The sequence below is a fragment of the Methylobacterium sp. A49B genome, assembly GCF_053346215.1.
This window is the reverse complement of the sequence record NZ_JBKFBO010000072.1, coordinates 49,923-72,731: the sequence shown is the minus strand read 5'-3', so window position 1 is coordinate 72,731 and position 22,809 is coordinate 49,923. Positions and strand designations below refer to the sequence as shown.

General features: G+C 70.6%; 22 protein-coding genes. 11 read left to right on the top strand and 11 right to left on the bottom strand.

Features of this window, described 5'->3' with window-relative positions; translation table 11 throughout:
• Positions 1-9: 9 nt before the first annotated feature.
• The 9 genes from ACLBX9_RS08765 (at position 10) to ACLBX9_RS08725 (ending at position 9,110) form a co-directional block, all read left to right on the top strand.
• Positions 10-1,017 carry a beta-ketoacyl-ACP synthase III gene (locus tag ACLBX9_RS08765; protein WP_447718652.1) on the top strand — a complete coding sequence of 336 codons (1,008 nt, stop codon included), beginning with the start codon at positions 10-12 and terminating at the stop codon, positions 1,015-1,017.
• Between the two features lie 156 nt (positions 1,018-1,173).
• The gene (locus ACLBX9_RS08760; RefSeq protein WP_010681923.1) at positions 1,174-1,494 is read left to right on the top strand and encodes an integration host factor subunit alpha; all 321 of its coding nucleotides are present in this window, start codon (positions 1,174-1,176) and stop codon (positions 1,492-1,494) included.
• Positions 1,495-1,613: 119 nt separating this feature from the next.
• Positions 1,614-2,102 carry a MerR family transcriptional regulator gene (locus ACLBX9_RS08755; protein ID WP_010681922.1) on the top strand — a complete coding sequence of 163 codons (489 nt, stop codon included), beginning with the start codon at positions 1,614-1,616 and terminating at the stop codon, positions 2,100-2,102.
• A 124-nt stretch (positions 2,103-2,226) separates the two neighbouring features.
• Positions 2,227-2,646: a hypothetical protein gene (locus ACLBX9_RS08750; protein WP_447718651.1), complete on the top strand. Its 420-nt coding sequence runs from the start codon at positions 2,227-2,229 to the stop codon at positions 2,644-2,646.
• Between the two features lie 120 nt (positions 2,647-2,766).
• A complete protein-coding gene (locus ACLBX9_RS08745) occupies positions 2,767-3,210 on the top strand; it encodes an Ig-like domain-containing protein (protein WP_010681920.1) in 444 nt (147 codons plus the stop codon).
• Positions 3,211-3,427: 217 nt separating this feature from the next.
• Positions 3,428-5,380: a PrkA family serine protein kinase gene (locus ACLBX9_RS08740; protein WP_010681919.1), complete on the top strand. Its 1,953-nt coding sequence runs from the start codon at positions 3,428-3,430 to the stop codon at positions 5,378-5,380.
• A gap of 181 nt (positions 5,381-5,561) precedes the next feature.
• On the top strand, positions 5,562-6,863 hold the full coding sequence (locus ACLBX9_RS08735; RefSeq protein ID WP_010681918.1) for a YeaH/YhbH family protein: 1,302 nt from the start codon (positions 5,562-5,564) through the stop codon (positions 6,861-6,863).
• 46 nt (positions 6,864-6,909) lie between these two features.
• Entirely contained in the window at positions 6,910-8,487 is a 1,578-nt protein-coding gene (locus ACLBX9_RS08730; RefSeq protein ID WP_010681917.1) for a SpoVR family protein, read from the top strand.
• A gap of 194 nt (positions 8,488-8,681) precedes the next feature.
• Positions 8,682-9,110, top strand: a complete 429-nt coding sequence (locus ACLBX9_RS08725; protein WP_039892120.1) for a PaaI family thioesterase — start codon at positions 8,682-8,684, stop codon at positions 9,108-9,110.
• A 48-nt stretch (positions 9,111-9,158) separates the two neighbouring features.
• On the opposite strand, the gene ACLBX9_RS08720 is transcribed toward ACLBX9_RS08725, so the two are convergent.
• The 9 genes from ACLBX9_RS08720 to ACLBX9_RS08680 all read right to left on the bottom strand — a co-directional run bounded on the left by ACLBX9_RS08720 (position 9,159) and on the right by ACLBX9_RS08680 (position 19,854).
• The gene (locus ACLBX9_RS08720) at positions 9,159-9,782 is read right to left on the bottom strand and encodes a riboflavin synthase (protein ID WP_010681915.1); all 624 of its coding nucleotides are present in this window, start codon (positions 9,780-9,782) and stop codon (positions 9,159-9,161) included.
• A gap of 3 nt (positions 9,783-9,785) precedes the next feature.
• Positions 9,786-10,892 carry a bifunctional diaminohydroxyphosphoribosylaminopyrimidine deaminase/5-amino-6-(5-phosphoribosylamino)uracil reductase RibD gene (gene ribD, locus ACLBX9_RS08715; protein ID WP_447718650.1) on the bottom strand — a complete coding sequence of 369 codons (1,107 nt, stop codon included), beginning with the start codon at positions 10,890-10,892 and terminating at the stop codon, positions 9,786-9,788.
• A 10-nt stretch (positions 10,893-10,902) separates the two neighbouring features.
• Entirely contained in the window at positions 10,903-11,430 is a 528-nt protein-coding gene (gene nrdR, locus ACLBX9_RS08710; RefSeq protein WP_010681913.1) for a transcriptional regulator NrdR, read from the bottom strand.
• Between the two features lie 110 nt (positions 11,431-11,540).
• Positions 11,541-12,845 carry a serine hydroxymethyltransferase gene (glyA, locus tag ACLBX9_RS08705; protein WP_010681912.1) on the bottom strand — a complete coding sequence of 435 codons (1,305 nt, stop codon included), beginning with the start codon at positions 12,843-12,845 and terminating at the stop codon, positions 11,541-11,543.
• Between the two features lie 401 nt (positions 12,846-13,246).
• Entirely contained in the window at positions 13,247-13,558 is a 312-nt protein-coding gene (locus ACLBX9_RS08700; RefSeq protein ID WP_010681911.1) for a cupin domain-containing protein, read from the bottom strand.
• A 75-nt stretch (positions 13,559-13,633) separates the two neighbouring features.
• Positions 13,634-14,425 (bottom strand): DUF937 domain-containing protein, encoded by a 792-nt coding sequence (locus tag ACLBX9_RS08695; protein ID WP_447718649.1) that lies wholly within the window; start codon positions 14,423-14,425, stop codon positions 13,634-13,636.
• A 144-nt stretch (positions 14,426-14,569) separates the two neighbouring features.
• Positions 14,570-16,021 (bottom strand): MATE family efflux transporter, encoded by a 1,452-nt coding sequence (locus ACLBX9_RS08690; protein ID WP_010681909.1) that lies wholly within the window; start codon positions 16,019-16,021, stop codon positions 14,570-14,572.
• A gap of 8 nt (positions 16,022-16,029) precedes the next feature.
• Positions 16,030-18,003 carry a monovalent cation:proton antiporter-2 (CPA2) family protein gene (locus tag ACLBX9_RS08685; RefSeq protein WP_010681908.1) on the bottom strand — a complete coding sequence of 658 codons (1,974 nt, stop codon included), beginning with the start codon at positions 18,001-18,003 and terminating at the stop codon, positions 16,030-16,032.
• 249 nt (positions 18,004-18,252) lie between these two features.
• Positions 18,253-19,854, bottom strand: coding sequence for a glucosamine inositolphosphorylceramide transferase family protein (locus ACLBX9_RS08680; RefSeq protein ID WP_010681907.1), 1,602 nt, complete (start codon positions 19,852-19,854; stop codon positions 18,253-18,255).
• A 339-nt stretch (positions 19,855-20,193) separates the two neighbouring features.
• On the opposite strand from ACLBX9_RS08680, the gene ACLBX9_RS08675 reads away from it, so the two are divergent.
• Entirely contained in the window at positions 20,194-20,487 is a 294-nt protein-coding gene (locus ACLBX9_RS08675) for a hypothetical protein (RefSeq protein ID WP_010681906.1), read from the top strand.
• Between the two features lie 92 nt (positions 20,488-20,579).
• Here the strand turns inward: ACLBX9_RS08675 and ACLBX9_RS08670 are convergent, their stop codons facing one another.
• Positions 20,580-21,071 (bottom strand): RT0821/Lpp0805 family surface protein, encoded by a 492-nt coding sequence (locus ACLBX9_RS08670; protein ID WP_447718648.1) that lies wholly within the window; start codon positions 21,069-21,071, stop codon positions 20,580-20,582.
• Positions 21,072-21,163: 92 nt separating this feature from the next.
• Between ACLBX9_RS08670 and pdxH the strand changes: the two genes are divergently transcribed.
• The gene (gene pdxH, locus ACLBX9_RS08665) at positions 21,164-21,805 is read left to right on the top strand and encodes a pyridoxamine 5'-phosphate oxidase (protein ID WP_447718647.1); all 642 of its coding nucleotides are present in this window, start codon (positions 21,164-21,166) and stop codon (positions 21,803-21,805) included.
• Positions 21,806-22,023: 218 nt separating this feature from the next.
• On the opposite strand, the gene ACLBX9_RS08660 is transcribed toward pdxH, so the two are convergent.
• Entirely contained in the window at positions 22,024-22,716 is a 693-nt protein-coding gene (locus ACLBX9_RS08660; protein WP_010681903.1) for a 50S ribosomal protein L25/general stress protein Ctc, read from the bottom strand.
• Positions 22,717-22,809 lie beyond the last annotated feature (93 nt).

The following is a 22,809-nucleotide window of genomic DNA, read 5'->3' as shown; positions in this document are numbered from 1 at the left end:
AGGACACAGATGGCAACCCTCCGCACAGATCCCGAGCAGAACCGGCGCGCCCCGAACCTGCGCTCGGTGGTGGTCGGGACCGGATCGAGCCTGCCCGACGCGGTGGTGACGAACGCCGCCCTCGCCGAGCGGGTCGACACCTCCGATGAATGGATCGTCCAGCGCACCGGCATCCGCCAGCGCCACATCGCGTCCGAGAGCGAGACCACCTCGGTGCTCGGCACCCGGGCCGGGCGGGCCGCCCTCGACGATGCCGGCCTGACGGCGGATGACATCGATCTGGTCATCTGCGCGACCTCGACACCGGACCACACCTTCCCGTCCACCGCGACCCAGATCCAGGCGGCTCTCGGCATCCACCAGGGCGCGGCCTTCGACCTCCAGGCCGTCTGCGCCGGCTTCGTCTTCGCGGTCTCGACCGCCGACAAGTTCCTGACCACCGGGGCGGCCCGCCGGGCGCTGGTGATCGGCGCCGAGACCTTCTCGCGGATCGTCGACTGGGAGGATCGCACCACCTGCGTCCTCTTCGGCGACGGCGCCGGCGCCATCGTGCTGGAGGCGCAGGAGGGGGCGGAGGGCCGGGGCGTCCTCAGTTCGAGCCTGCGCTCGGACGGCCGTCATCGGGAGAAGCTCTACGTCGACGGCGGGCCGGGCTCGACCGGCACCACCGGGCACCTGCGCATGGAGGGCCGCGACGTGTTCCGATTCGCGGTCGGGCAGGTGACCGACGTGATCGTCGAGGCCTTCGAGCAGGCCGGCACGACGGCTCAGGATCTCGACTGGTTCGTGCCGCACCAGGCGAACCGCCGGATCATCGAGGCCTCGGCTGACAAGCTCGGGATCGCCCGGGAGAAGATCGTCCTGACGGTGGACCGCCACGGCAACACCTCGGCGGCCTCGATCCCGCTGGCCCTCGACGTGGCGCGGCGGGACGGCCGCATCCGGACCGGCGACTTGGTGATGATCGAGGCGATCGGCGGCGGCTTCAGCTGGGGGGCGGCGCTGATCCGCTGGTGAGGCCGGCGAAACAATTCGTCACCCCCGTGCGGTTGACCGGGGGCGGAGCGCCGATTAGCGTGCCGTATCATAGGGATACGCCTTCAGTGTTCGGCGCGGCCTCGATCGCCGCACCCGGCGCCATGGGGGCGAGGAACATGGGCGAGGGGACACGGCATGGCAGGCAAGACGGTGACGCGCGCCGACTTGAGCGAGGCCGTTTACCATCAGGTGGGCCTGTCACGGACCGAGTCTGCCGCCCTCGTCGAGACCGTGCTGTCGGAGATCTGCAGCTGCCTCGCGAGTGGTGAGACCGTGAAGCTGTCCTCGTTCGGCTCCTTCGTGGTGCGCAGCAAGGGCAAGCGCGTCGGCCGCAACCCGAAGACCGGTGTTGAGGTGGCGATCGAGCCGCGACAGGTGATGGTGTTCAAGCCCTCCAACGTGCTCAAGGCCAAGATCAACGGCCTGAACGGCGCGGGCGCTCACGACGACGACTGAGTGGAGCCGCGCGCGGCTCAATCTTCGGTCTGCGGAGGAATTCCAGAGCCGGCGAGGCTTGAGCCCGGCCTTGCGGGCCGGCAAGATCGGTCCGTCCCGAACCGATCCGCCAGAGCCCCATGCCGCCAGCCCTCGCCGCCGAAGAGCCCGTCGAACCGCCGGCCGGAGCCGGCGAGAAGAGCCCCCACGCGTTCCGCACGATCAGCGAGGTGGCCGAGGACCTCGACGTGCCCCAGCACGTGCTGCGGTTCTGGGAGACCCGCTTCGGTCAGATCCGTCCGGTGAAGCGGGCCGGGGGCCGGCGCTACTACCGGCCGCAGGACGTCGAGCTCGTCGCCGGCATCCGCCACCTGCTCCACGTCCGGCGCTACACGATCGCGGGGGCGCAGCGGGTGCTCAAGGACCACGGGGTCCGCTTCGTCCAGGCGGTCGGTCGCGGCGAGGCCGTGGCGGCCGAGCCGCTGTTTCAGGAGGCCGAGGCGGAGGCGGGGGGGCGGAGCGGCGCGCTTGCAGATCCGGACCGTGCCGTCCTGGCAGAGGTTCTGGCCGAGCTGCGTGCCTGCCGCGCCCTGCTCGATGGGTTGGAGACGGCCACCGAGGACGTCTGACGAGACCGTCCGACGAGGAGGTGCGAGACCCGATCCGGCCGGTTTGCCGGGCCCCGCTGCCGCACCCGGCCTGTCACAACGTGCGGAAGGCGAACCTTCGGCAGCAACTCGCGTTGTCGCCCGCATGGCCGCGCCCAAATCCAAGCTGTCGCCCAGCCAGGAACTGATGGCCCGCATCATGCGGATCGTCCGCACCTGCCCGGAAGCGGCGTCCGAAGTCTTGGAACTGATGTTCCTCGTCAGCCAGATCGAGGCCGCCACCGGCGTCGATCGGGAGTACCGCGACGCCAAGCGCGTGATCAGCCGCCTGCGCCATCCACTCTGGGAGATGGGGCCGACCGATCGCGAGAAGCTGCTCGCGGCCGCCGAGACGATTCGCCGGGTCTGCCGCTTGGCCGAGGACGAGATCCCCCCCGTGCCGACCGCCGATGCGGGGGAGCGCGCGCGGGTCGAGGCGCGGCTCGCCACCGCCCTGGCGGAGGAGTTCGACGCGGCGCAGATCGCGCGCGTCACCGGCATCGTCGCGGCGGCGCTGCAGAATTAACCCGACGCCCAAGCCCTCGACGGCAGTCGGCGGCGTCCCCACATGCACGCCACCGATGAACGGGGCATCCGGACAGGCGTCCGGACACAGCTCCCGGGTCGGCACCGGAGAGACGCTGCCATGATCGCCCATCGTCCGCTCGCCGCGCTGCTCGTGGGGAGCTTGGCTCTCGTCGGGCCGGCGCTGGCCCAGTCGCCGACCAGCCGGACCAAGACGGTCGCCCCCGGCAAGACCGTACGCCTCGAGATCGCACCCAATCTCAAGAAGGATTGTTCTCCTGGCCCGATGCCGGAGTTCAAGGTTTCCGGATCCCCGAAGAACGGTTCGGTCATCACCAAGGTCGGCAAGCTGAAGACGCCGGCCAGCTACCGGTGTCCCAACAAGGAGGCGGCCGTCCAGGCGCTCTTTTACCAGCCCAACAATGGCTTCACCGGGACCGACGAAGTGACGTTCGAGGTCAAGAGTTCCGACGGGCAAGTCCAGACGCAGACCGTCAAGATTACGGTCGCAGCCTCGGGTGGCAAATCGGGAGATGACGCCAAGAAGGAAGGGACGGATCTGTGAACGGCGACGGAGATCCGCGATCTCTCTGATCCTGCAGCCTTGCGCACGCGCTCGGCCGCGGCGCGGACACTCGTCCGGGCCGCGTTCAGGTCGACGCAGTGTTGCAAGCAATCGACATGCCGCGCACCATGCTCGCCGCACTGCGACAAAAGCGGGCCTGTCGGTTGCATCCGAGCCGAGACAGGATGAAGCTGTCACGGTCTGAGAGGGTTATCGAATGCCCATGCATGCGACGAACGACCTTTTCCAGAGCTTCGCCCGAGGGTACGAGGCCCGCCGCGACACGGAGATGACGCTCTCCGAGTATCTTGAGGCCTGCCGCGACGAGCCGCTGATGTACGCCTCGGCCGCCGAGCGCATCCTGGCGGCGATCGGCGAGCCCGAATTCGTAGACACCGCAAGGGATTCGCGCCTCGGCCGGATCTTCATGAACCGGACGATCCGGACCTATCCGGCCTTCCGCGAGTTCTACGGCATGGAGGAGACGATCGAGCGGATCGTCTCGTTCTTCCGCCACGCCGCGCAGGGGCTGGAGGAGCGCAAGCAGATCCTCTACCTGCTCGGACCGGTGGGCGGCGGTAAGTCGTCGCTGGCCGAGCGGCTGAAGCTCCTGATGGAGGTTCACCCCGTCTACGTACTCAAAGCCGGGGACGAGGTTTCGCCGGTCTTCGAGAGTCCGCTGGGCCTGTTCGACCCCGAGACCATGGGCGAGGAGATCCAGCGCCGCTACGGTATCCCGCGCCGGCGGCTGACCGGCCTGATGAGCCCCTGGGCGCTGAAGCGCCTCGACGAGTTCAACGGCGACATCTCGCGGTTCAAGGTGATCAAGGTCCGGCCCTCGCGCCTGCGCCAGATCGCCATCGCCAAGACCGAGCCGGGCGACGAGAACAACCAGGATATCTCCTCGCTGGTCGGCAAGGTCGATATCCGCCGCCTGGAGACCCTGTCGCAGGCCGATCCCGACGCCTACTCGTACTCGGGCGGCCTGAACCGGGCGAACCAGGGCATCCTCGAGTTCGTCGAGATGTTCAAGGCGCCGATCAAGATGCTGCACCCGTTGCTCACCGCGACGCAGGAGGGCAACTACGTCGGCACCGAGAACATCGGCGCGATTCCCTTCACCGGCGTGATCCTGGCCCACTCGAACGAGGCCGAGTGGCAGTCATTCAAGACCAACAAGAACAACGAGGCCTTCATCGACCGGATCTACGTGATCAAGGTCCCGTACTGCCTGCGCGTCACCGAGGAGCAGCGGATCTACGAGAAGCTGATCTCCGGCTCGGAGCTGTCGGACGCGGCCTGCGCGCCCGGCACGCTGGAGATGCTGGCGCGATTCTCGGTGCTGTCGCGCCTGCGCGAGCATGCCAATTCCAACGTCTTCTCGAAGATGCGGGTCTACGACGGCGAGTCCCTGCGCGAGGTCGATCCCCGCGCCCGCTCGATGCAGGAGTACAAGGACACGGCCGGCGTCGACGAGGGCATGGACGGGATCTCCACCCGCTTCGCCTTCAAGGTGCTGGCCGCGACCTTCAACCACGACACCACCGAGGTCTCGGCCGACCCCGTGCACCTGATGTACGTGCTGGAGCAGTCGCTGCGCCGCGAGCAGCTCCCGCCCGAGACCGAGAAGAAGTACCTGGAATTCATCAAGACCGAGCTGGCCCCGCGCTACGCGGAGTTCATCGGTCACGAGATCCAGAAGGCCTACCTCGAATCGTACCACGATTACGGGCAGAACCTGTTCGACCGGTACATCGACTACGCCGACGCCTGGATCGAGGACCAGGACTTCAAGGACGCCGAGACCGGTCAGCTCATGAACCGCGAGCTTCTGAACCAGGAGCTGACCAAGATCGAGAAGCCGGCGGGCATCGCCAACCCGAAAGACTTCCGCAACGAGGTGGTGAAGTTCGCCCTGCGCTCCCGGGCGCAGCACGGCGGCCGCAACCCGAGCTGGACCAGCTACGAGAAACTGCGCGAGGTGATCGAGCGGCGGATGTTCTCGCAGGTGGAGGAGCTGCTGCCGGTGATCTCCTTCGGCTCGAAGAAGGACGGCGAGACCGAGAAGAAGCACGGCGAGTTCGTCGAGCGCATGGTGGCGCGCGGCTACACCGAGCGGCAGGTCCGCCGTTTGGTGGAGTGGTACATGCGGGTGAAGCAGGCCGGCTGAGGGATGACGGGGTCCGGTTCGGCCGGGCCCTGTTCCGACCCTCCGCCGCCACAGTTTCGGACGACCGGCCGGTGAAGATCTGGGGCCAGCTGCGAACGAGGGATCCTTTCCTCCGGCAACGGCATGGTACGATCAGGGTCCGGACCCGGCCGGCACACGCGGACGAGGGTTTTTGCAGCGGATGCACATCGTCGACCGACGTCTGAACCCGGGCGGCAAGAGCCTCCCCAACCGCCAGCGCTTCCTACGCCGCGTGAAGGACGTGGCCCAGCGCGCCGTGCGCGAATCCGCCCGCGAGAAGGACATCAAGGATCTGGGCAAGGACGGCCGCGTCACCGTGCCGGCCGACGGCGTGCGCGAGCCGCGCTTCTCCCGCCAGCCCGGCACCGGGCTGCAGGACCATATCCTGCCCGGCAACAAGACCTACGTGGAGGGCGACACGATCGAGCGGCCGCCGGGCAGTGGCGGTGGGCGCGGCTCCGGCGAGGGCGGGGAGGGCGGCGAGAACAGCGAGGACGCGTTCCGCTTCGTGCTCACCCGCGAGGAGTTCCTGGAACTCTTCCTCGAGGATCTGGAGCTTCCGGACCTCGCCAAGCGCCGCCTCGCGGTGGTGGAGACGGAGGGCCTGCGCCGGGCCGGCTACACGGTGACGGGCTCGCCGGCGAATCTCGCGCTGACCCGCACCCTGCGCAACTCGATGTCTCGGAGGATCGCCCTCAAGCGGCCCAAGCCCGACGAGGTGGCGGCCCTGGAGGCGAAGCTCGACGCGCTGTCCGAGGGCGATCCCGAGCGGCTCGACTTGGAACAGATGCTCCTCAAGCTGCGCGAGCGCTCGAAACGCATCCCCTACGTCGATCCAATCGACCTGCGCTTCCGCCGGTTCGAGCCCTATCCGCGGCCGATCGCGCAGGCCGTGATGTTCTGCCTGATGGACGTATCCGGCTCGATGACCGAGCACATGAAGGACCTCGCCAAGCGGTTCTACATCCTGCTGCACATCTTCCTGACGCGCCGCTACCGGCACGTGGAGATCGTGTTCATCCGCCACACCGACCGGGCGACCGAGGTGGACGAGGAGACCTTCTTCGGCTCCCGCGAGACCGGCGGCACCCTGGTCTCGTCGGCGCTGGTCGAGATGAAGCGCATCATCGCCGAGCGCTACGATCCCAACGACTGGAACATCTACGCGGCGCAGGCCTCGGACGGCGACAACGTCTCCTCGGACGGGCCGACCTCCACGGAGCTGCTGCGCTCGCACATCCTGCCGGCCTGCCAGCACTTCGCTTACCTGGAGGTGGGCGACGAGAACGGCCCCCGCGCCGGCTTCGTGGAGCACCGCACCACCCTGTGGCGGACCTACGAGGCGATCGCCAAGGCCGGCGGCCCGATCGCGATGCGCAAGGTCAACCACCGCCGGGAGATCTACCCGGTCTTCCGCGAGCTGTTCGGCCGCAAGGAAGGCCGCGCCGAGGCGGAGGCGTAGGTTTGTCCCCTCCCCACAAGGGAGAGGAGAATGCGATGAGGTTTTCATGGTGACCAGCCTGAGCCGATCCAAGGTGAGTGCGCCGGCCGTGAAGGTCGATAAGCCCCTGTTCACCGGCAACGACTGGGATTTCGACACGATCCGCCGCATCCACGACGCCTGCGAGGCGGTGGCCGGGCCGCAGCTCGGCCTGTCGTGGTACCCGAACCAGATCGAGATCATCACGGCCGAGCAGATGCTCGACGCCTACGCGTCGATCGGCATGCCGCTGTTCTACAAGCACTGGTCGTTCGGCAAGCACTTCGCCCAGCACGAGGCCGGCTACCGCCGCGGCCTGATGGGGCTTGCCTACGAGATCGTCATCAATTCCGATCCGTGCATCTCCTACGTGATGGAGGAGAACACGGCGACGATGCAGACGCTGGTCATCGCGCACGCCGCCTTCGGTCACAACCACTTCTTCAAGAACAACTATCTGTTCCGGCAGTGGACCGACGCAGAAGGGATTCTGGACTACCTCGACTTCGCCAAGGGCTTCATCAGCCGCTGCGAGGAGCGCTACGGCCACCAGGCGGTGGAGCAGGTGCTCGACGCGGCCCACGCGCTGATGAGCCAGGGCGTCCACCGCTACCCGCGCAAGAAGCGGCCGGACCTCGCCTCCGAGCAGCGACGGGAGCGCGAGCGGATCGAGCACGGCGAGCAGATCTACAACGACCTCTGGCGGACCCTGCCGCAGAAGATCGGCACGGCGCGCCCGGACGTGGCGGCGGAGCGGCGCAAGGCGCTGCTGGAGCTGCCGCAGGAGAATATTCTTTATTTCCTCGAGAAGGTCGCGCCGAGACTGCGCCCCTGGCAGCGCGAGATCCTGCGCATCGTCCGCCTCGTGGCACAGTATTTCTACCCGCAGCGCCAGACCAAGGTGATGAACGAGGGCTGCGCCACCTACTGCCACTACCGGATCATGAACGCTCTGTCTGAATCCGGGCAGATCACCGAGGCGGCCTACCTCGAATTCCTGCAATCCCACACCAACGTCATCCGCCAGCCGAACTACGACGACCGCTCCTACGGCGGCCACAACCCCTACGCGATCGGCTTCGCCATGATGCAGGACATCGCCCGCATCACCGAGCAGCCGACCGAGGAGGACCGGGCGTGGTTCCCCGACATAGCCGGCACCGGCGACGCCATGGCGGTGCTGCGCGACTGCTGGGAGAATTACCGGGACGAGAGCTTCATCCAGCAGTTTCTCTCGCCCAAGCTGATGCGCGACCTGCGCCTGTTCCACGTGGTCGACGACCCCGAGGAGCCGGAGTTGCGGGTCGAGGCGATCCACGACGAGCGCGGCTACCGCAAGCTGCGCCGGTCCTTCGCGCGCCAATACGACGTGGCGTGGCTCGATCCCGATATCGAGGTGGTGGATGTGGACCTTGAGGGCGACCGGCGCCTGATCCTGCACCACAAGGCGATCAACCGGATCACCCTGCAGAAGGATGACGCCAAGCGGGTCCTGCAGCACCTCGCCGACCTCTGGGGTTACGACGTGGTGCTCAAGGAAATCGAGCCGGCCACCGGCACGGTGCTGGGTGAGATCGGCGCCAGCGCGCGGCCGATCTTCTTCTGACAGGGATCCAACCCGTACGCCTCATCCTGAGGTGCCCGCGCAGCGGGCCTCGAAGGAGCCCTCCAGCCAGCCGCGCGATCCCTGGAGGGCTCCTTCGAGGCCTGCGCTGACGCTCCGGCACCTCAGGATGAGGTGTTTGGCTCGGAATGGCCTCGGGTGATTGCCTCGTTGTCCCGGCCATGCTGCAAACACGTATGACCGCCACGATCCTGACCCTCGCCGAGACCAGCGACTTCCTCGACCACGAATTCCCCCAGATGCAGGCGGGCGGCCGCGCCTACCATCTGGAAGATGTCGGCCCGCTCTCGGCCCGGATGCGGCTCGAAGCTCACGAACGCTTCCTGCGCCCCGGCGCGACCGTGTCGGGCCCGGCCATGATGGCGCTCGCCGACTACGCCCTCTACGCGGCGATCCTCGCCAATATCGGCCCGGTGGCGCTCGCCGTGACCACGAGCCTCAGCTTCAACTTCCTGCGCAAGCCCGCCTCGGGCGATCTCTTGGCGGAGTGCCGCCTGCTCAAGCTCGGCCGTCGTCTGGCCGTCGGCGAGGTGCTGATCACCGCCGTGGGCAACCCCGACCTCGTCTGCCACGCCACCGGCACCTACTCGATCCCGCCGCGCTGAGGCGCCGTCCGCCGTCCTTGCTTCGCTGCGCTCGCAAAGTCGACCGGATCAGCCGGACCGCGCCTCGGCGAGCCGGGCAGCGTAGCGGGCGATCAGATCGACCTCCAGGTTGAGCCGGTCCCCCTGCCGCCGCTCACCCCAGGTGGTGACCTGCAGCGTGTGGGGGATGAGCAGCACCGAGAACAGGTCGCCCTCGACCGAATTCACCGTGAGCGAGGTGCCGTCGAGGCAGACCGAGCCCTTCTCGGCGATGAACTTGGCCAGGCTCGCAGGCGCGCGCAGGGTGAAGCGCTCGCTGGCGCCCCAGGCATCGGCCGTGACGCTCTCGCGCGCCGCGATCTCGGCGAGGCCGTCGACATGGCCGGTGACGAGGTGGCCGCCGAGTTCGTCGCCTATCTTCAGCGAGCGTTCGAGGTTGATCCGCGTGCCCGCCGCCCAGGCGCCGACCGTGGTGCGCGCCAGCGTCTCGGCGGCGGCGTCCACCGCGAAGACGCAGCCGCCTTCGGCCGGCTCCACCGACACCGCCGTGAGGCAGGGGCCGGAACAGGCGATCGAGGCGCCCAGCGCGATCGTGGCCGGATCGTAGGAGGCGCGGATCACGATCCGGCGCAGGTCGCCTTCGCCCGCCACCGAGACCACCGTGCCGACATCGCTGACGAGTCCCGTGAACATCGCTTACGTCCTGTCGCGTTCGTAGGTCACGGCCTCGTCGGGTCCGAGCCGGAGCCGCTCGGCTTCCCGAAAGCCGTCCGCCAGCGCCGCCGTCAGGGCGGGCCCCAGCGCCGGCAGGCCGCCGGCCGGGCCGAGTTCCGCCGGCCCGGTGACCAGCGTGCAGGCCTCGATCAGATCGGCCCGCGCCAGCGCGTCCGCAAGGCGGGGCCCGCCCTCGCTGCACAGGCGGGTCAGGCCCCGCGCACCGAGAAGCGCCAGGGCGGCCGACAGGTCGATCCCGCCGGCCGTGTCGGCGGCGACGAGGGCGACCTCGACGCCGAGCGCCTCCAGGGCGCGCCTGGCATGGGCTGGCGCGGAGCGCGTGGTGAGCACCAGGGTCGGCGTGTCGCGGGCGGTCCGGGCCAGCACGCTGGCCGGCGTGAGCCGCAGGTGCGTGTCGAGGACGATCCGCAGGGGTGAACGCCGGGTGAGTCCCGGCAGCCGCACGGTGAGCGACGGATCGTCGGCGCGGGCCGTACCGATGCCGATCAGGATCGCGTCGGCATGCGCCCGCCAGAGGTGGACCGCGCCATCGGCCACCGGCCCGGTGATCCGCAGGCGCTCCGGTCCGGCGGCCGCGCAGAATCCGTCCCGGGTGCGGGCGAGCTTGAGGTGCAGGGCCGGGCGGCCCCGCGTCACCCGGGTGACGTGGCCGAGATGGTCGCGCGCCGCCTCCGCCCGCATCAGCCCGGTCTCGACCGCCACGCCCCCCTGGCGCAGGAGCGCGTGGCCGCGTCCCGCGACCCGGGGGTCCGGATCCTCGATCGCGCTGACCACCCGGGCGACCCCGGCGGCCAGGATCGCCTCGGTGCAGGGCGGCGTGCGGCCGTGATGGGAGCAGGGCTCCAGGGTGACGTAGAGGGTCGCACCGCGGGCGGCCGCGCCGGCGGCCGCGAGCGCCAGGGGCTCCCCGTGCGGGCGCCCGCCCGGCGCGGTCGCCCCGGTCCCGAGGATGCGCCCCGTATCCGGCTCGACCACGACGGCGCCCACCGACGGGTTCGGCCACGTGGTGCCGAGGCCGCGCCGGCCCAGCGCCAGGGCGAGGCGCATGAAGGTCGCGTCGTCGCTCATGACGCCGGTCTCATGGGCGCGCGGACCGGCGACGGCGCGGCGCCTCGGGCTCCGGCTCGGGCGACGGCTCGATATCGGGCGCCAGCGTGCCGTCGCCGAGCGTCCCGAGCAGCGTCTCGAAATCCTTGGCCTCGCGGAAATTCTTGTAGACCGAGGCGAAGCGCACGTAGGCGACGTCGTCGAGGCCCTTGAGCCCCGCCATCACCAGCTCGCCGATCGCCTCGGAGGTCACCTCCGGCTCGCCGGCGCTCTCGAGCTGCCGGGTGATGCCGCTGACCAGACGCTCGATCCGCTCCGGGTCGACGGCGCGCTTGCGCAGAGCCACGTCGATGGAGCGCTGGAGCTTGTCCCGGTCGAAGGGCACGCGCTTGCCCGAGCGCTTGAGCACCACGACCTCGCGCAGCTGGACTCGCTCGAAGGTGGTGAAACGGCCGGCGCAGTCCGGGCAGACCCGGCGGCGGCGGATCGCGGCGCCGTCCTCGGAGGGCCGCGAGTCCTTCACCTGGGTCTCGGAGCCGCCGCAATAGGGACAGCGCATGGGTCTGTTACTCGGGCATGGAAACGGCCGCGAACCGATGATCCGCGGCCGTTTCCTAATCCACTCATGGCCGGCCCGGAAGGCCGGCCCCGCGCAGGCGTTCCCCGGCCTCAGCCGTAGATCGGGAACCGGTCGGTGAGCGCGTGGACGCGGGTCTTGACGTCGGCCTCGACCGCGCTGTCGCCCGCCTCACCCTTGGCGGCGAGGCCGTCCAGCACCTCGACGATGAAGCCGCCGATCTGCTTGAACTCGGCGACACCGAAGCCGCGCGACGTGCCGGCCGGGGTGCCGAGACGGATGCCCGACGTGATGGTCGGCTTCTGCGGGTCGAACGGCACGCCGTTCTTGTTGCAGGTGATGTGCGCCCGCGACAGCGCGGCTTCCGCCGCCTTGCCGGTGAGGCCCTTCCGCTGCAGGTCGACCAGCATCAGGTGGTTGTCGGTGCCGCCCGAGGTGATGTCGTAGCCGCCCGAGATCAGCGTGTCGGCGAGCGCCTTGGCGTTCTCCACCACCTGACGGGCGTAGATCTTGAACTCGGGCTTCAGCGCCTCGCCGAAGGCCACGGCCTTGCCGGCGATCACGTGCATCAGCGGGCCGCCCTGGAGACCGGGGAAGATCGCCGAGTTGAACTTCTTGGCGAGCGCCTCGTCGTTCGTCAGGATCATGCCGCCGCGCGGGCCGCGGAGGGTCTTGTGGGTCGTGGTGGTGACCACGTGGGCGTGCGGGAACGGCGACGGGTGCACGCCGGCCGCGATCAACCCGGCGAAGTGCGCGGCATCGACCATGAAGTAGGCGCCGACCGAGTCGGCGATCTCGCGGAATTTCGCAAAATCCCAGTGGCGCGGGTAGCCCGAGCCGCCGGCGATGATCACCTTCGGCTTGTGCTCCTGCGCGAGCTGGGCGACCTGCTCCATGTCGATCCGCTGGTCGTCACGGCGCACCGTGTAGGAGACCGGCTTGAACCACTTGCCCGAGACGTTCGGCGGGGCGCCGTGGGTGAGGTGGCCGCCGGCGGCGAGGTCGAGGCCGAGGAAGGTGTCGCCGGGCTGCATCAGGGCCAGGAACACGCCCTGGTTGGCCTGGGAGCCCGAGTTCGGCTGCACGTTGGCGAAGCCGCAATCGAACAGGCGCTTGGCGCGCTCGATGGCGAGGTCCTCGGCGATGTCCACGAACTGGCAGCCGCCGTAGTAGCGCCGGCCCGGATAGCCCTCGGCGTACTTGTTGGTCAGCACAGAGCCCTGCGCTTCCAGCACGGCGCGAGAGACGATGTTCTCCGAGGCGATCAGCTCGATCTCGTGCTGCTGGCGGCCGAGTTCCTTGGCCACCGCCTCGGCGATCTCGGGATCGGCGTCCGTGAGGGGGGCGGCGAAGAAGCTGTTGGAGAAATGCTTGTCGGCGGCGGTACCGGCGCTCATGGTCTGCCTCTGTTCTGATAGGGGCGATGCCCGGCCTTTCGTCGGCGTGCACGGGCGGGCGTTGAAGCACCGATTCCTACACGGGCCAGACCTTCAGGCCAAGCACAGGCATTTTGGACCGCGTCCAAGAATAATTTGCCGCAGTCCAGCAGAGAGTTCCTGTCGAAGGGCTTCGTGTGCCTGGGGATTACCGGTTTTAGGAAGCGAAGGGCATTCCCGGCTCTCATTCCGCGCCGGCGCAGACGAGCCGGGTCCCCTTAGAGCTCAGAACCTGCCGCGTCGGCGGCTCTACGCCCGGGCTCCGCTTCGCCCCTCGAATGACCGATCGCGTGACGAACCACACCCCTTCCCCTGCCGTACCCTCCGCTTGAAGCGTCGAAGACGGCCCGACCTAACGGGCGTCACGCGGAGACATTCGTCTCGATCAGCACCGTCTCGGTGTCGAATGCGGCCGCATGCCACGCTCCAGCGGGGAAGTGGAACACGCTGCCTGCGGAGAACGGCTTACGGCCTTGCTCGGTCTCCAGAACGCCGGAGCCCGAGACGACCTGCACGAACTGTTCGTGATCGTGGCTGTGGCGCGGGGCCGAGATCCCCGCCGGCACCACGACGCGCACGAGGCTCGCGCCCGCGCCCGGGATCTCCCGCTTGGCGACGCCGTTAGCGGCGACGCTCTCGGCGCGGTCATGCCAGGCGGTCAGGTGGTCGGTCATCGTGGCGTCTCCTCGGCGACGGGACATGCGCTCCGGAAGAGCCGGGTCAACGGCCGCCCGGCCAGCCGGCCTGCGTCAACCGGTCCCGCCGGGCGGGCGGCCGCGCCGGGACCTGGGCGTCGCGGGATCGGAGGCCGATGGGCCGGGATCGGGCGGAGCCGAAGCGGGGGCGGCGCCCTCGCTCGGCGCACCCGCGGAGGGCCAGAAGGTCTCGAACAGCTCCTGCATCGCCCGGATGTTGTTGCCCTGGACCTCGGCGCCCGTGCGCAGCATCTGGTTGAGCATGTCGGAGCCGGCCTCGCCCACCGGCGCTTCCGGCGGCATGGGCTTGGGCGTGGGCTTGGGCTTGAAGGCGGGCTTCGCCGTGGGGGCAGGGGGCTCCGCGGCGGGCAGGAACGCCTTGGCCATCTCGGCCCAGGCGGGGCCGAACGGGAACGGCACGGGTGGCGGCGGCGCGGCCGGCCGCGCCTGCGCAAGCTCGGCCTGCGGCTGGTTGAGCATCACGTGGACGATGCTCGCCACGACGGCACCCGCCATCATCGGCAGCATCTGGCGCAGGACCTGCGCGCCGACGCCGCTCGTGGCCGAGGCCTGCCGCAGCACCCCCTGCATCAGCTGGGCCGAGCCGAACATCTGGCTCAGGGCGTCGATGCCCTGCGGCGCCGCGGGCCGGGGCATCTCCAGGCCGAACATGCGGGCGAAACTACCCGGGTCCATGCCGACGCTGCGCTGGAGGCCGAGGGTCAGGGCCGGCATCAGCGCCTCGAAGGCGCGGGCCGTCTGATCCGTCGTCAGACCGAATTGCTGGGCCATGGTCTGCAGCCCGGCCTCGCCCTGGGCCTGGAACATCTCGAGCGGGTTGAACATGCGGCCTCGATCCTGCCCCGGTCGGACCGACCAGGGCAGGGCATCGTGACCCGTTGCGCGGCGAAATACCAGTTCTTGCCCGCGGAACTTGTGTCCGGGCATGCGGCGCGACCTGGATAACCGGGCCGCCTTGTCATTTCCGACTCAGCTCACCGGTCCCGGATGGGGGTGGCCCGCCGGCAGCGGCGCGTCCCGGAGCGGCGCCTCCGGAGCGCCCTCCGGCTCTCGGCCGCGCGGGCCGGAGCCTTCGAGGCGGTCGACGGTGCGGCGGGCGAGCAGGATGCCGAGCGCCCCGAAGACCAGCGAGCCGAGCCCCATCCCGGCGACCACGCCGCGGGGGCCGTAGAGCGAGGCGCCCAGCATCGCGGGCGGGATCGTGCCCAGCGTCGCCCGTCCCCAGTTCAGCAGCGTCGAGCGGAGGGGGAAGCCGAGGTTGTTGAAGGCGGCGTTGCCCAGGAACAGGAGCCCGTTGAAGAACCAGATCGCCCCGCCGACGAGGCAGAAGAAGCCGAACAAATCGGCCGCCACCCCGTGCAGGCCGAACAGGGCCGCGAGCGGCCCGCGGGCGAGGGCCAGGCCGAGCCAGACGATCGCCACGTAGGCGAGCGTCACCCGCACCGCCTCCCGCAGGACGCCGCGCATCCGGTCGAACCGGGCCGCGCCCCAGTTCTGCGCGAGGATCGGGCCGATCGCCCCCGACAGGGCGAACAGGCCGCCGAAGGCCACGGGCGTCAGGCGGTCGATCACCGACGCGGCCGCGACCGCGTCCGCCCCGTAGCCGGCGAACAGGCGCGCCAGGAAGGCGCTCGCCACCGAGGGCGCGAGGTTGGTGAGCACCGCCGGCCCCGCGACCGCCGACAGGGCGGCGGCGTCGGCCGGCAGGTCGGCGAGGCGCGGCCGGCCGAGGAGCCCGTGGCGGGTGACCCCGCGCAGGCCCACGACCACGAAGGTGGCGCGCGCCACGCAGACAGTGATTGCCGCGCCCTCGACGCCGAGGCCGGCCCCGAAGATCAGCAGCGGATCGAGGATGGCGGTGACCACGGCGCCGGACACGGTCACCAGCATCGCCTGCCGCGCCTCGCCGACGGCGCGGAGCAGGCCGGTGAACAACATGCCGGCGGCGAGCAGGAGGTTCGACGGCAGGGTGATGTGCAGGAACAGCTCGGCCACCCGCAGCGCCTCGCCGCGGGCGCCGATCAGGCTCAGGAGCGGGTCGGCGAGGACGGCGATCAGCACCGCGATGAGAGCGGCCACGAGGCTGCCCAGCGTCAGCGCGGAACTCGCGAGGCGGCGCGCCGCCGCCCGGTCGCGGGCCCCGACGGCCTTCCCGACGAGCGCCCCGGCGGCGATCATCAGGCCGATATTCACCGCGGTGGCGAAGAACTGCACGATGCCGGCGAAGCCCACCGCCGCGGTCAGGTTCGGGTCGCCGAGCTTCGAGACGTAGAGCAGCGACAGGAGGTCGACGACGAAGATCGCCATCAGCCCCACCGAACCGGTGGCGGCCATCACCAGGACGTGCCGGAGGATGGAGCCGGTGACGAAGCGGCCGGTCTCCGCCTGGAGCGGGCCGGCCGAAGGCGGACCGTCAGACATCCGGAGCGTCACGCATTCCGGGCGCTGCCTTCCGCTTCCAGCTCCGCCTCGTCGCCCTCGGCCTCGGCGGCCTCGCCTTCCTGCGGGGCGAGGGCGGGCTTCTCGAGGAGCCGCTCGGCCGCCTCGCGCCGCTCGCCGCCCACGAGGTCGCGAGTCTCGGTGTTGAGCGCGCGGGCGGGCCGGACGGGGGCGGTCAGCGGTTCGGGCTTCAGTCCCGCGGCGGCCCCGCGCATCCAGCTGGAGCCGTCCGGCAGGGCGCCCGCCTGCTGCAGGACGAGGCGGGCGATGTCGCGCTTGCGCACATCGTCGGTCCGCGCCAGGGCGGCCTCCGGCGACAGGCCGAGTCCTTCGAGCGCCGCCCGACCGAAGGCGAGGGCCGATTCGGCAGTCTCGCGGATCTGGTAGTCCACGTCCCGGTTCATCAGCTCCACGGCGTGCAGCCGGTCGTAGGCACGCACGAAGGTACGCACGTCCGCGAACTCCTCGTGCACGATGTCGACGATCTTGAGGGCGCCCTCCCGGTCGTCGACGCAGATGCAGACCAGTTCGACCCGGCCGATCCCGGCGGCGCGGAGCACGTCGAGCCGGGTGCCGTCGCCGTAATAGATCCGGAAGCCGAATCGCGAGGCGGCGCGCAGCTGCTCCACGTCCTTGTCGATGACGGTGGCGGTGATGCCCTCGGCGAGCAGCACCTGCGTCAGCAACTGCCCGAAGCGGCCGAAGCCGATCACCAGAACCCGGGCCTCGCCGCTCTCGGACAGCTCGGTGGAGGGCGCCTCCAGCGCGTGCGTGGTCCGCGCGTTGCGCCGCTCGATCAGCTTGTCGAGGCCCTTGGCGGCGATCGGGCCGATCAGCATGGTCAGCGCGGCGAGCGCCACGGCGAAGCGCGTCGCCTTGGCGCCCGTGAGGCCCAGTTCCTCGGCCTGGGGCAGCAGCACGAAGGCGAATTCGCCGGCCGGCGCCAGGACGGCGGCGCCGCGCAGGGCCCCGAGGGTGTCGGAGCCGAACAGCCGGAACAGGCCGGCCACCAGGGCGACCTTGACGAGGATCGCCCCGAGCGTCGCGCCGAACAGGGCCGGCCAGACCTCGCGCACGAGGGTGCCGTCGATCGACATGCCGACGCTCATGAAGAACAGGCCGAGCAGCATGCCGCGGAACGGCTCGATATCGGCCTCGAGCTGGTGGCGGAAATTCGATTCCGCGAGCAGGATGCCGGCGAGGAAGGCGCCCATCGCCATCGACAGGCCGACCTGCTCCATCAGCAGCGCGGTGCCGAGCACCACCAGCAGGGCCGCGGCGGTCATCACCTCGCGGGCGCCGCTCGCCGCCAGCAGCCGGAAGAACGGGTTCAGGCCATAGCGGCCGACCACCACCACGGTGAGGATCGCCGCCAGCGCCTTGCCGGTGGAGACAGCGGCCTCCCCGAGCCAGGAGGCATCGGTCGCGCCGCCCGCCGAGGCGAGCAGCGGCATCAGCGCCAGGATGCCCACCACCGAGAGGTCCTGGAACAGCAGCACCGCGAAGGCGCGGCCCCCGTAGGCGCTGCCGAGGTCGCCCCGCTCCTCCAGAAGCTGGAGCGCCACCGCGGTGGCCGAGAGGGCCAGCGCGAGGCCGATCACCGCGGCCGCGCCGAAGCTCAGGCCCGCCAGCACGCCGGCGCCGCCGAGCACGAGGGCGCAGGCGACGAGCTGCGCGGTGCCGAGGCCGAAGATGTCGCGGCGCATCGAGACGAGCTGCGACAGGTGCAATTCCAGCCCGACGATGAACAGCAGCAGCACCACGCCGATCTCGGCGACGCTGGCCGCCGTGTCGGGCTCGGCGATCAGCGACAGGCCGGAGGGGCCGATCAGCACGCCGGCCACGAGGTAGCCGAGCACGGCGCTCTGGCCGATCAGCCGGAACACCGGGACGCCGATCACCGCCGCCGTCAGGAAGGTCAGGACCGGCGGCAGGAAGCTCGCATGTTCGACGGGGCTCGCCATGAAGATCGTCCCGGCGGTTCTTCTGGGGTGCGTGCGAAGCACCCGCTTAGCGCGGGCGGCGCCGGGATGCGAGCCGGAAGGACGTGCCGTTCGGCACAAGGGGGGGCACTGCCGTGTCCGCCGAGCGCGGTCGAACCTATCGCCTCCGTCTTTGCGAGCGCAGCGAAGCAATCCCGAGCGCCACGTTTCCGAACGTCGCGCATCCCTGGGTCGCTTCGCTGCGCTCGCGATGACGGGGAGGGGGCAGATTCACGCCAGTCCCCGCATCCGCGCCCGGCGCGACCCGTCGATGAACTCAAATCCGCCGGCCGCGCTCAGCATGTGCAGGCGCGAGCCGGGCCAGGCCGCCCCGGGCCCAAGGCGCGTCTCGACCCGCTGGGCGTAGCCGCCCTCGTCGAGCCGCAGGATCCGGGCGAGGCCGAGCGCCGCGCCGTAGCCCTGGCGGCAATCCTGGACCGGGCGGATCAGGGCGCCGTCCCGCGCGACGATCGGTCCTGCGGCCCGGGCCGAGCCGACGTCGATCAGCACCGGGTTCAGCCGGTGCGGCGTCCAGGGGCCGCGGAAATGCGGCGCGTGCCAGAGGTGCAGGGTGTCGGAGTAGCTGCCCCCACCCGCCCGGACCGTGGCGAACAGCCACCAGCGGCCGTCATGGTGCAGCAGCGTCGCGTCGCCCGCCACGACCCCGTCCACCAGCACCGCCTCGTGGACCCAGCCCCGCGGGAAGGCGGTGGCCCGGTAGAGGTCGATCGTCCCGGAGGCGTGGGATTCCGGGATCATCCAGACCTCCCCGTCCGCCTCGAACACGAACGGGTAGGAGAGGTGGGTCTCCAGTTCCAGGACCGGCTCCGGCCGGCCGCGGGGCCCGGCGGCGTCGAAGCCCACCGCCGAGATCACGCCCTTGCCGCGCCGGTAGTCGAATTCCTCCACGAACAGGGTCACCGCGCCGCCCCGCGCGATGGCGAAGGGGTCGGCGTAGAAGCGGCGCCCGTCGTCGGGCAGGTCGATCCAGCCGCCCTCCGGGTGGCGGCGCAGGTCGATCAGGTCGGGACCCTCGATCCGCCGCCAGCCGACCCGCCATTCGGGCCTGTGGAAGCAGAGGGCGTAGAGCCGGCGGGCGATCAGCCGGGCCAGTCCCCCGGCGGCGCGCCGCCCGGCGCCGAGGCCGCCGAGATCGAAGGGGGCTCCCGGCTGCAGGGGCGCCTCGGTCCCGTCCGGCAGCACCGGCGAGGCGGCGCCGTCGAGGGCGGCGGCGATCAGCGTGATCGTCCGCGCGAGGTAATCCTCGAAGGCGGCGAGCATCACCGTGTGCGACTCGGCGCCGAGGCGTCCCACGGCGATCGGGAGGCCGTCGGCGCCGCGCAGGGCCGCCACCGGCGCCCGCCGGGCGAACAGGGCGGTGAGGAGGCCGGCCTCGCCGGGCAGCCCGTCGAAATCCAGCCGCCACGTCGGTGCGGATGCCGCCTCGGCGGGCGCCCCCGAGAGATCGAGGATGATGTCGGCCGGATCGGCGGAGTCGGTCCGGCCCGCCACGTAGGGCGCGAGGGCGACCGGCTCGGCCGCGGTGGCGAGGCCCGGCCGGGGCAATCCGTGGATCGCGGCTTCGAGCCGGAACAGCAGCTCCGCATTCGGCGGCAGGCCGCCCGCCTCCTCCGCCCAGGCGATCTGGACCCGGCGGTCGGGTCGCTGCCCGAGCTGGTCGAGGAGGCGGATGTGCCAGCCGCGCAGGGTCCGGCGGCCGAGGCGCACCGTCACGGTGCGCGCCACCGGTCCGGCGGCCCGCGTCTCCGACCAAGCCGGGGCCCGGCCGCCGCCGGCCGGAGGCCGGTCCATGCCGCCGATCGTCCGCTCCATCCGCCGAAGAGCCTCCCACCGCGTGTCGATCGTCGAAGCGGCGCCCACGGCGGCCAGGATCCCTCATGGGCCGGACGATGGCCGAAGATGCTGGCCGCCGCGGGCTGAAAGCTGTTGCTCGACGAGACGATCAAGCAAGACCAGGCCGCTGTCCACCTGGATACACCCAGGATGCAGGATGATTTCTGGCAAACTGATTAAGACGCAGGGTTTCACCCGGTGCTGTAAGCCCCTGTAAGCGGCCCGTGTTACGGTGTCGCGCGAGTCTGGACGGGTCCGGCCGGAACCCGCACTTCAGCTCGGCCGTTCGCTCACGATAACGTGGTGTGGAGACACGATATGACGCGCAAGACGCTGACGCTCGCGGCGATGCTCCTCGCCGCCCTGCCCGGGACAGCCTTCGCCTGGGGTGGCGGCGGCGGTGGCGGCGGCGATAGCGGGAGCGGCCTCTCGCCCTACGCCGCCCTCAACGGAAATGACCGGTCGGCCGGGGTCAACAACGGGAATTACCGCGACCCCGCCCTCGACCCCTATATCCGGACCTACGATCCGGAGGCCGCGGCCCGCTACGTCGCCCCGCCGGCGGCTCAGCCGCGCCTGCGCGTGCGGCCCTATTACGGCCATCCCTACTGACGGCGCCCCCCTCCCGCTGCGCCACGGCGGCGGCGGGAGGGATGGGGGCAGAACGTCGCCATGCGGGAGGCGCCTGATCGTCGCGGCGGCGATCAGGAGCGCTCGGTCCCCTTCGCGGTGTGCACGCGCCTGAGGGTCCACTGGCCGCCCGAGGGCTTGCAGCCGGTGCCGCGGACGAAGCGGCTGTTGTCCGGCCCGATCACCGAGGCCAGGAAGTTCCGGCAGATCAGATCCTCGGCGACGTAGGGCAGGCCGGTCGGGTTGACGCTGCCGTGCAATCCCGTCTCGGGGTTGTCCCATTTCACCGGTCGGCCGTTGCCCTGCGGATCGAGCGCGACCGACAGGGCGGCGCGCGCCCGCCGCCAATCCTCCTCGGCGAGGTCATCCCCGAAGCTCGCCGGCCGCTTCTCGATGCTGCCGGTCACGACCGGCTCCTCGGCCACGCGCGGCGGCGCCTCGGCCTCGCCCCGAAACACGAGGAGAGGCTGGCTGCAGCCGCACAGGGCCAGGGTCACCGACAGGGCCGAGACGGACGCGAGGATGCGCGACCGCCGGCTTGGCTCTTTACACACGCATCGCCGCATTACACCTGACTCACGACGGGCTTTCCGCTCGACCGAACATGCCGATGTCGGTGCCCCCTCAGGCCCTGGACGCGGCAGGCAGGAGTCTTGGCGTGGATCAGTTAAGGACCGATGACCCGCAGGTTGCGGACTCTGCGGACGTTGCGGACTTCACCCGCAGCGACGACCCCGTCGCGCTGTTCGCCGCCTGGATGAAGGAGGCGGAGGCGGCCGAGCCCGAGGATCCCAACGCGATGGCGCTGGCCACCGCCGGGGCCGACGGGCTGCCGGACGTGCGGATGGTGCTGCTGAAGGGCTTCGACGGGCGCGGCTTCGTGTTCTACACCAACACGCAGTCCACCAAGGGCGAGGAACTGGCGGAGAATCCGCAGGCCGCGCTGGTGCTGCACTGGAAGAGCCTGCGCCGGCAGGTGCGGGCTCGGGGGCCGATCACGCCGGTGACGGCGGAGGAGGCGGACGCGTATTTCCAGAGCCGCCGCCGGGAGAGCCGGCTCGGCGCCATCGCCAGCCAGCAATCGCGCCCGCTCGCCGACCGCGCCACCCTGATGGGCGCCGTGGCCGCGCTGTCCGAGCGCTACGGGGACGGTCCGATCCCGAGGCCCGCGCACTGGACCGGCTTCCGCATCACCCCGGTGACCCTGGAATTCTGGCAGAACGGCGATTTCCGCCTGCACGACCGGGTGCGCTTCACCCGGACGGGCGAGGGCTGGAGCCGGGCGCGGCTCTATCCCTGATCGCGCTTCCGCCGAGCCGCTTTGGTCGGCGTATCTCCCACCATCATCACGAGCGCAGCGAAGCGGCCCAGGGTCGCGCGACCCCGGCAGGCGTGGTGCAGCCCTGGATTGCTTCGCTCCGCTCGCAACGACGACGGTGCTGAGAAGCCATCACCCCGAAACGCAAAAGAGCCCCGGCAGGGCCGGGGCTCTCGCGGCGGACGGCCATGCGCGAAGGCTCAGGCCTCCGCGTCGTCCTTCTTCTCGTCCTCGGCGGCCTCTGCCTCGGCCTCGGCCTTCTCGTCGGCGGCCTCGGCCGACTGCGCCTCGGCGATCGCGGCCTCCTCGGCCTCCACCTCGGCGCCCAGCACGGTCGGCGGCACGATGTTGGCTACCGGGTCGGTCTGCTCGCCGGTATAGGTGCCGGCCGGGATCTTGATGTCGGAGACGTGGATGACGTCGCCGATGGCACGGCCGGTCAGGTCGACCTCGATGGCGTCCGGGATCTGGTCCGGGGCGACCTCGAGGGCCAGCGTGTGGGCCACGATGTTGAGGGTGCCGCCGAGCTTCTTGATGCCGGGGGCCGCGTCCTCGTTGACGAAGTGCACCGGCACCTCGACCGTGACGGTCTGGCCCGAGACGACGCGCAGGAAGTCGACGTGCAGCGGCACGCCGGTCACCGGGTCGAGCTGGAAGTCGCGCGGGATCGCGCGGACCTTCTTGCCGCCGGCGTTGATCTCGAACAGCGTGGTCTTGAAGCCGCCGGCATAGATCAGCGTGCGGGTGCGGATGAGGTCGACCGCGATGGATTGCGGCGGCTGGCCGCCCCCGTAGATGACGGCGGGAATCTGGCCCTGGCGACGAACGGCCCGGGCGGCCCCCTTGCCGACCCGGTCGCGTGCCACGGCCTCAAGCGTCTTCACAGCGCTCATGGCGTGATCCTTAAGGTTGCTGGAGCCGGAAAACGAAAAGGCCGCCCCTGGCGGACGGCCGCATCCTTCCCGGCGCGCCCCTGCCTCCAAGGG

What these genes read in the sequence shown, in the direction of transcription:
- ACLBX9_RS08700 (WP_010681911.1), bottom strand. Translation starts at nt 13,558, where the DNA reads ATGACCGACCACCTGACCGCCTGGCATGACCGCGCCGAGAGCGTCGCC.
- glyA (WP_010681912.1), bottom strand. Translation starts at nt 12,845, where the DNA reads ATGAGCGCCGGTACCGCCGCCGACAAGCATTTCTCCAACAGCTTCTTC.
- ACLBX9_RS08750 (WP_447718651.1), top strand. Translation starts at nt 2,227, where the DNA reads ATGGCCGCGCCCAAATCCAAGCTGTCGCCCAGCCAGGAACTGATGGCC.
- ACLBX9_RS08730 (WP_010681917.1), top strand. Translation starts at nt 6,910, where the DNA reads ATGGTGACCAGCCTGAGCCGATCCAAGGTGAGTGCGCCGGCCGTGAAG.
- ACLBX9_RS08690 (WP_010681909.1), bottom strand. Translation starts at nt 16,021, where the DNA reads ATGTCTGACGGTCCGCCTTCGGCCGGCCCGCTCCAGGCGGAGACCGGC.
- ACLBX9_RS08720 (WP_010681915.1), bottom strand. Translation starts at nt 9,782, where the DNA reads ATGTTCACGGGACTCGTCAGCGATGTCGGCACGGTGGTCTCGGTGGCG.
- ACLBX9_RS08745 (WP_010681920.1), top strand. Translation starts at nt 2,767, where the DNA reads ATGATCGCCCATCGTCCGCTCGCCGCGCTGCTCGTGGGGAGCTTGGCT.
- ACLBX9_RS08695 (WP_447718649.1), bottom strand. Translation starts at nt 14,425, where the DNA reads ATGTTCAACCCGCTCGAGATGTTCCAGGCCCAGGGCGAGGCCGGGCTG.
- ACLBX9_RS08660 (WP_010681903.1), bottom strand. Translation starts at nt 22,716, where the DNA reads ATGAGCGCTGTGAAGACGCTTGAGGCCGTGGCACGCGACCGGGTCGGC.
- nrdR (WP_010681913.1), bottom strand. Translation starts at nt 11,430, where the DNA reads ATGCGCTGTCCCTATTGCGGCGGCTCCGAGACCCAGGTGAAGGACTCG.
- ACLBX9_RS08735 (WP_010681918.1), top strand. Translation starts at nt 5,562, where the DNA reads ATGCACATCGTCGACCGACGTCTGAACCCGGGCGGCAAGAGCCTCCCC.
- ACLBX9_RS08680 (WP_010681907.1), bottom strand. Translation starts at nt 19,854, where the DNA reads ATGGAGCGGACGATCGGCGGCATGGACCGGCCTCCGGCCGGCGGCGGC.
- ACLBX9_RS08670 (WP_447718648.1), bottom strand. Translation starts at nt 21,071, where the DNA reads ATGCGGCGATGCGTGTGTAAAGAGCCAAGCCGGCGGTCGCGCATCCTC.
- ACLBX9_RS08685 (WP_010681908.1), bottom strand. Translation starts at nt 18,003, where the DNA reads ATGGCGAGCCCCGTCGAACATGCGAGCTTCCTGCCGCCGGTCCTGACC.
- ACLBX9_RS08675 (WP_010681906.1), top strand. Translation starts at nt 20,194, where the DNA reads ATGACGCGCAAGACGCTGACGCTCGCGGCGATGCTCCTCGCCGCCCTG.
- ribD (WP_447718650.1), bottom strand. Translation starts at nt 10,892, where the DNA reads ATGAGCGACGACGCGACCTTCATGCGCCTCGCCCTGGCGCTGGGCCGG.
- ACLBX9_RS08740 (WP_010681919.1), top strand. Translation starts at nt 3,428, where the DNA reads ATGCCCATGCATGCGACGAACGACCTTTTCCAGAGCTTCGCCCGAGGG.
- ACLBX9_RS08755 (WP_010681922.1), top strand. Translation starts at nt 1,614, where the DNA reads ATGCCGCCAGCCCTCGCCGCCGAAGAGCCCGTCGAACCGCCGGCCGGA.
- ACLBX9_RS08760 (WP_010681923.1), top strand. Translation starts at nt 1,174, where the DNA reads ATGGCAGGCAAGACGGTGACGCGCGCCGACTTGAGCGAGGCCGTTTAC.
- ACLBX9_RS08765 (WP_447718652.1), top strand. Translation starts at nt 10, where the DNA reads ATGGCAACCCTCCGCACAGATCCCGAGCAGAACCGGCGCGCCCCGAAC.
- ACLBX9_RS08725 (WP_039892120.1), top strand. Translation starts at nt 8,682, where the DNA reads ATGACCGCCACGATCCTGACCCTCGCCGAGACCAGCGACTTCCTCGAC.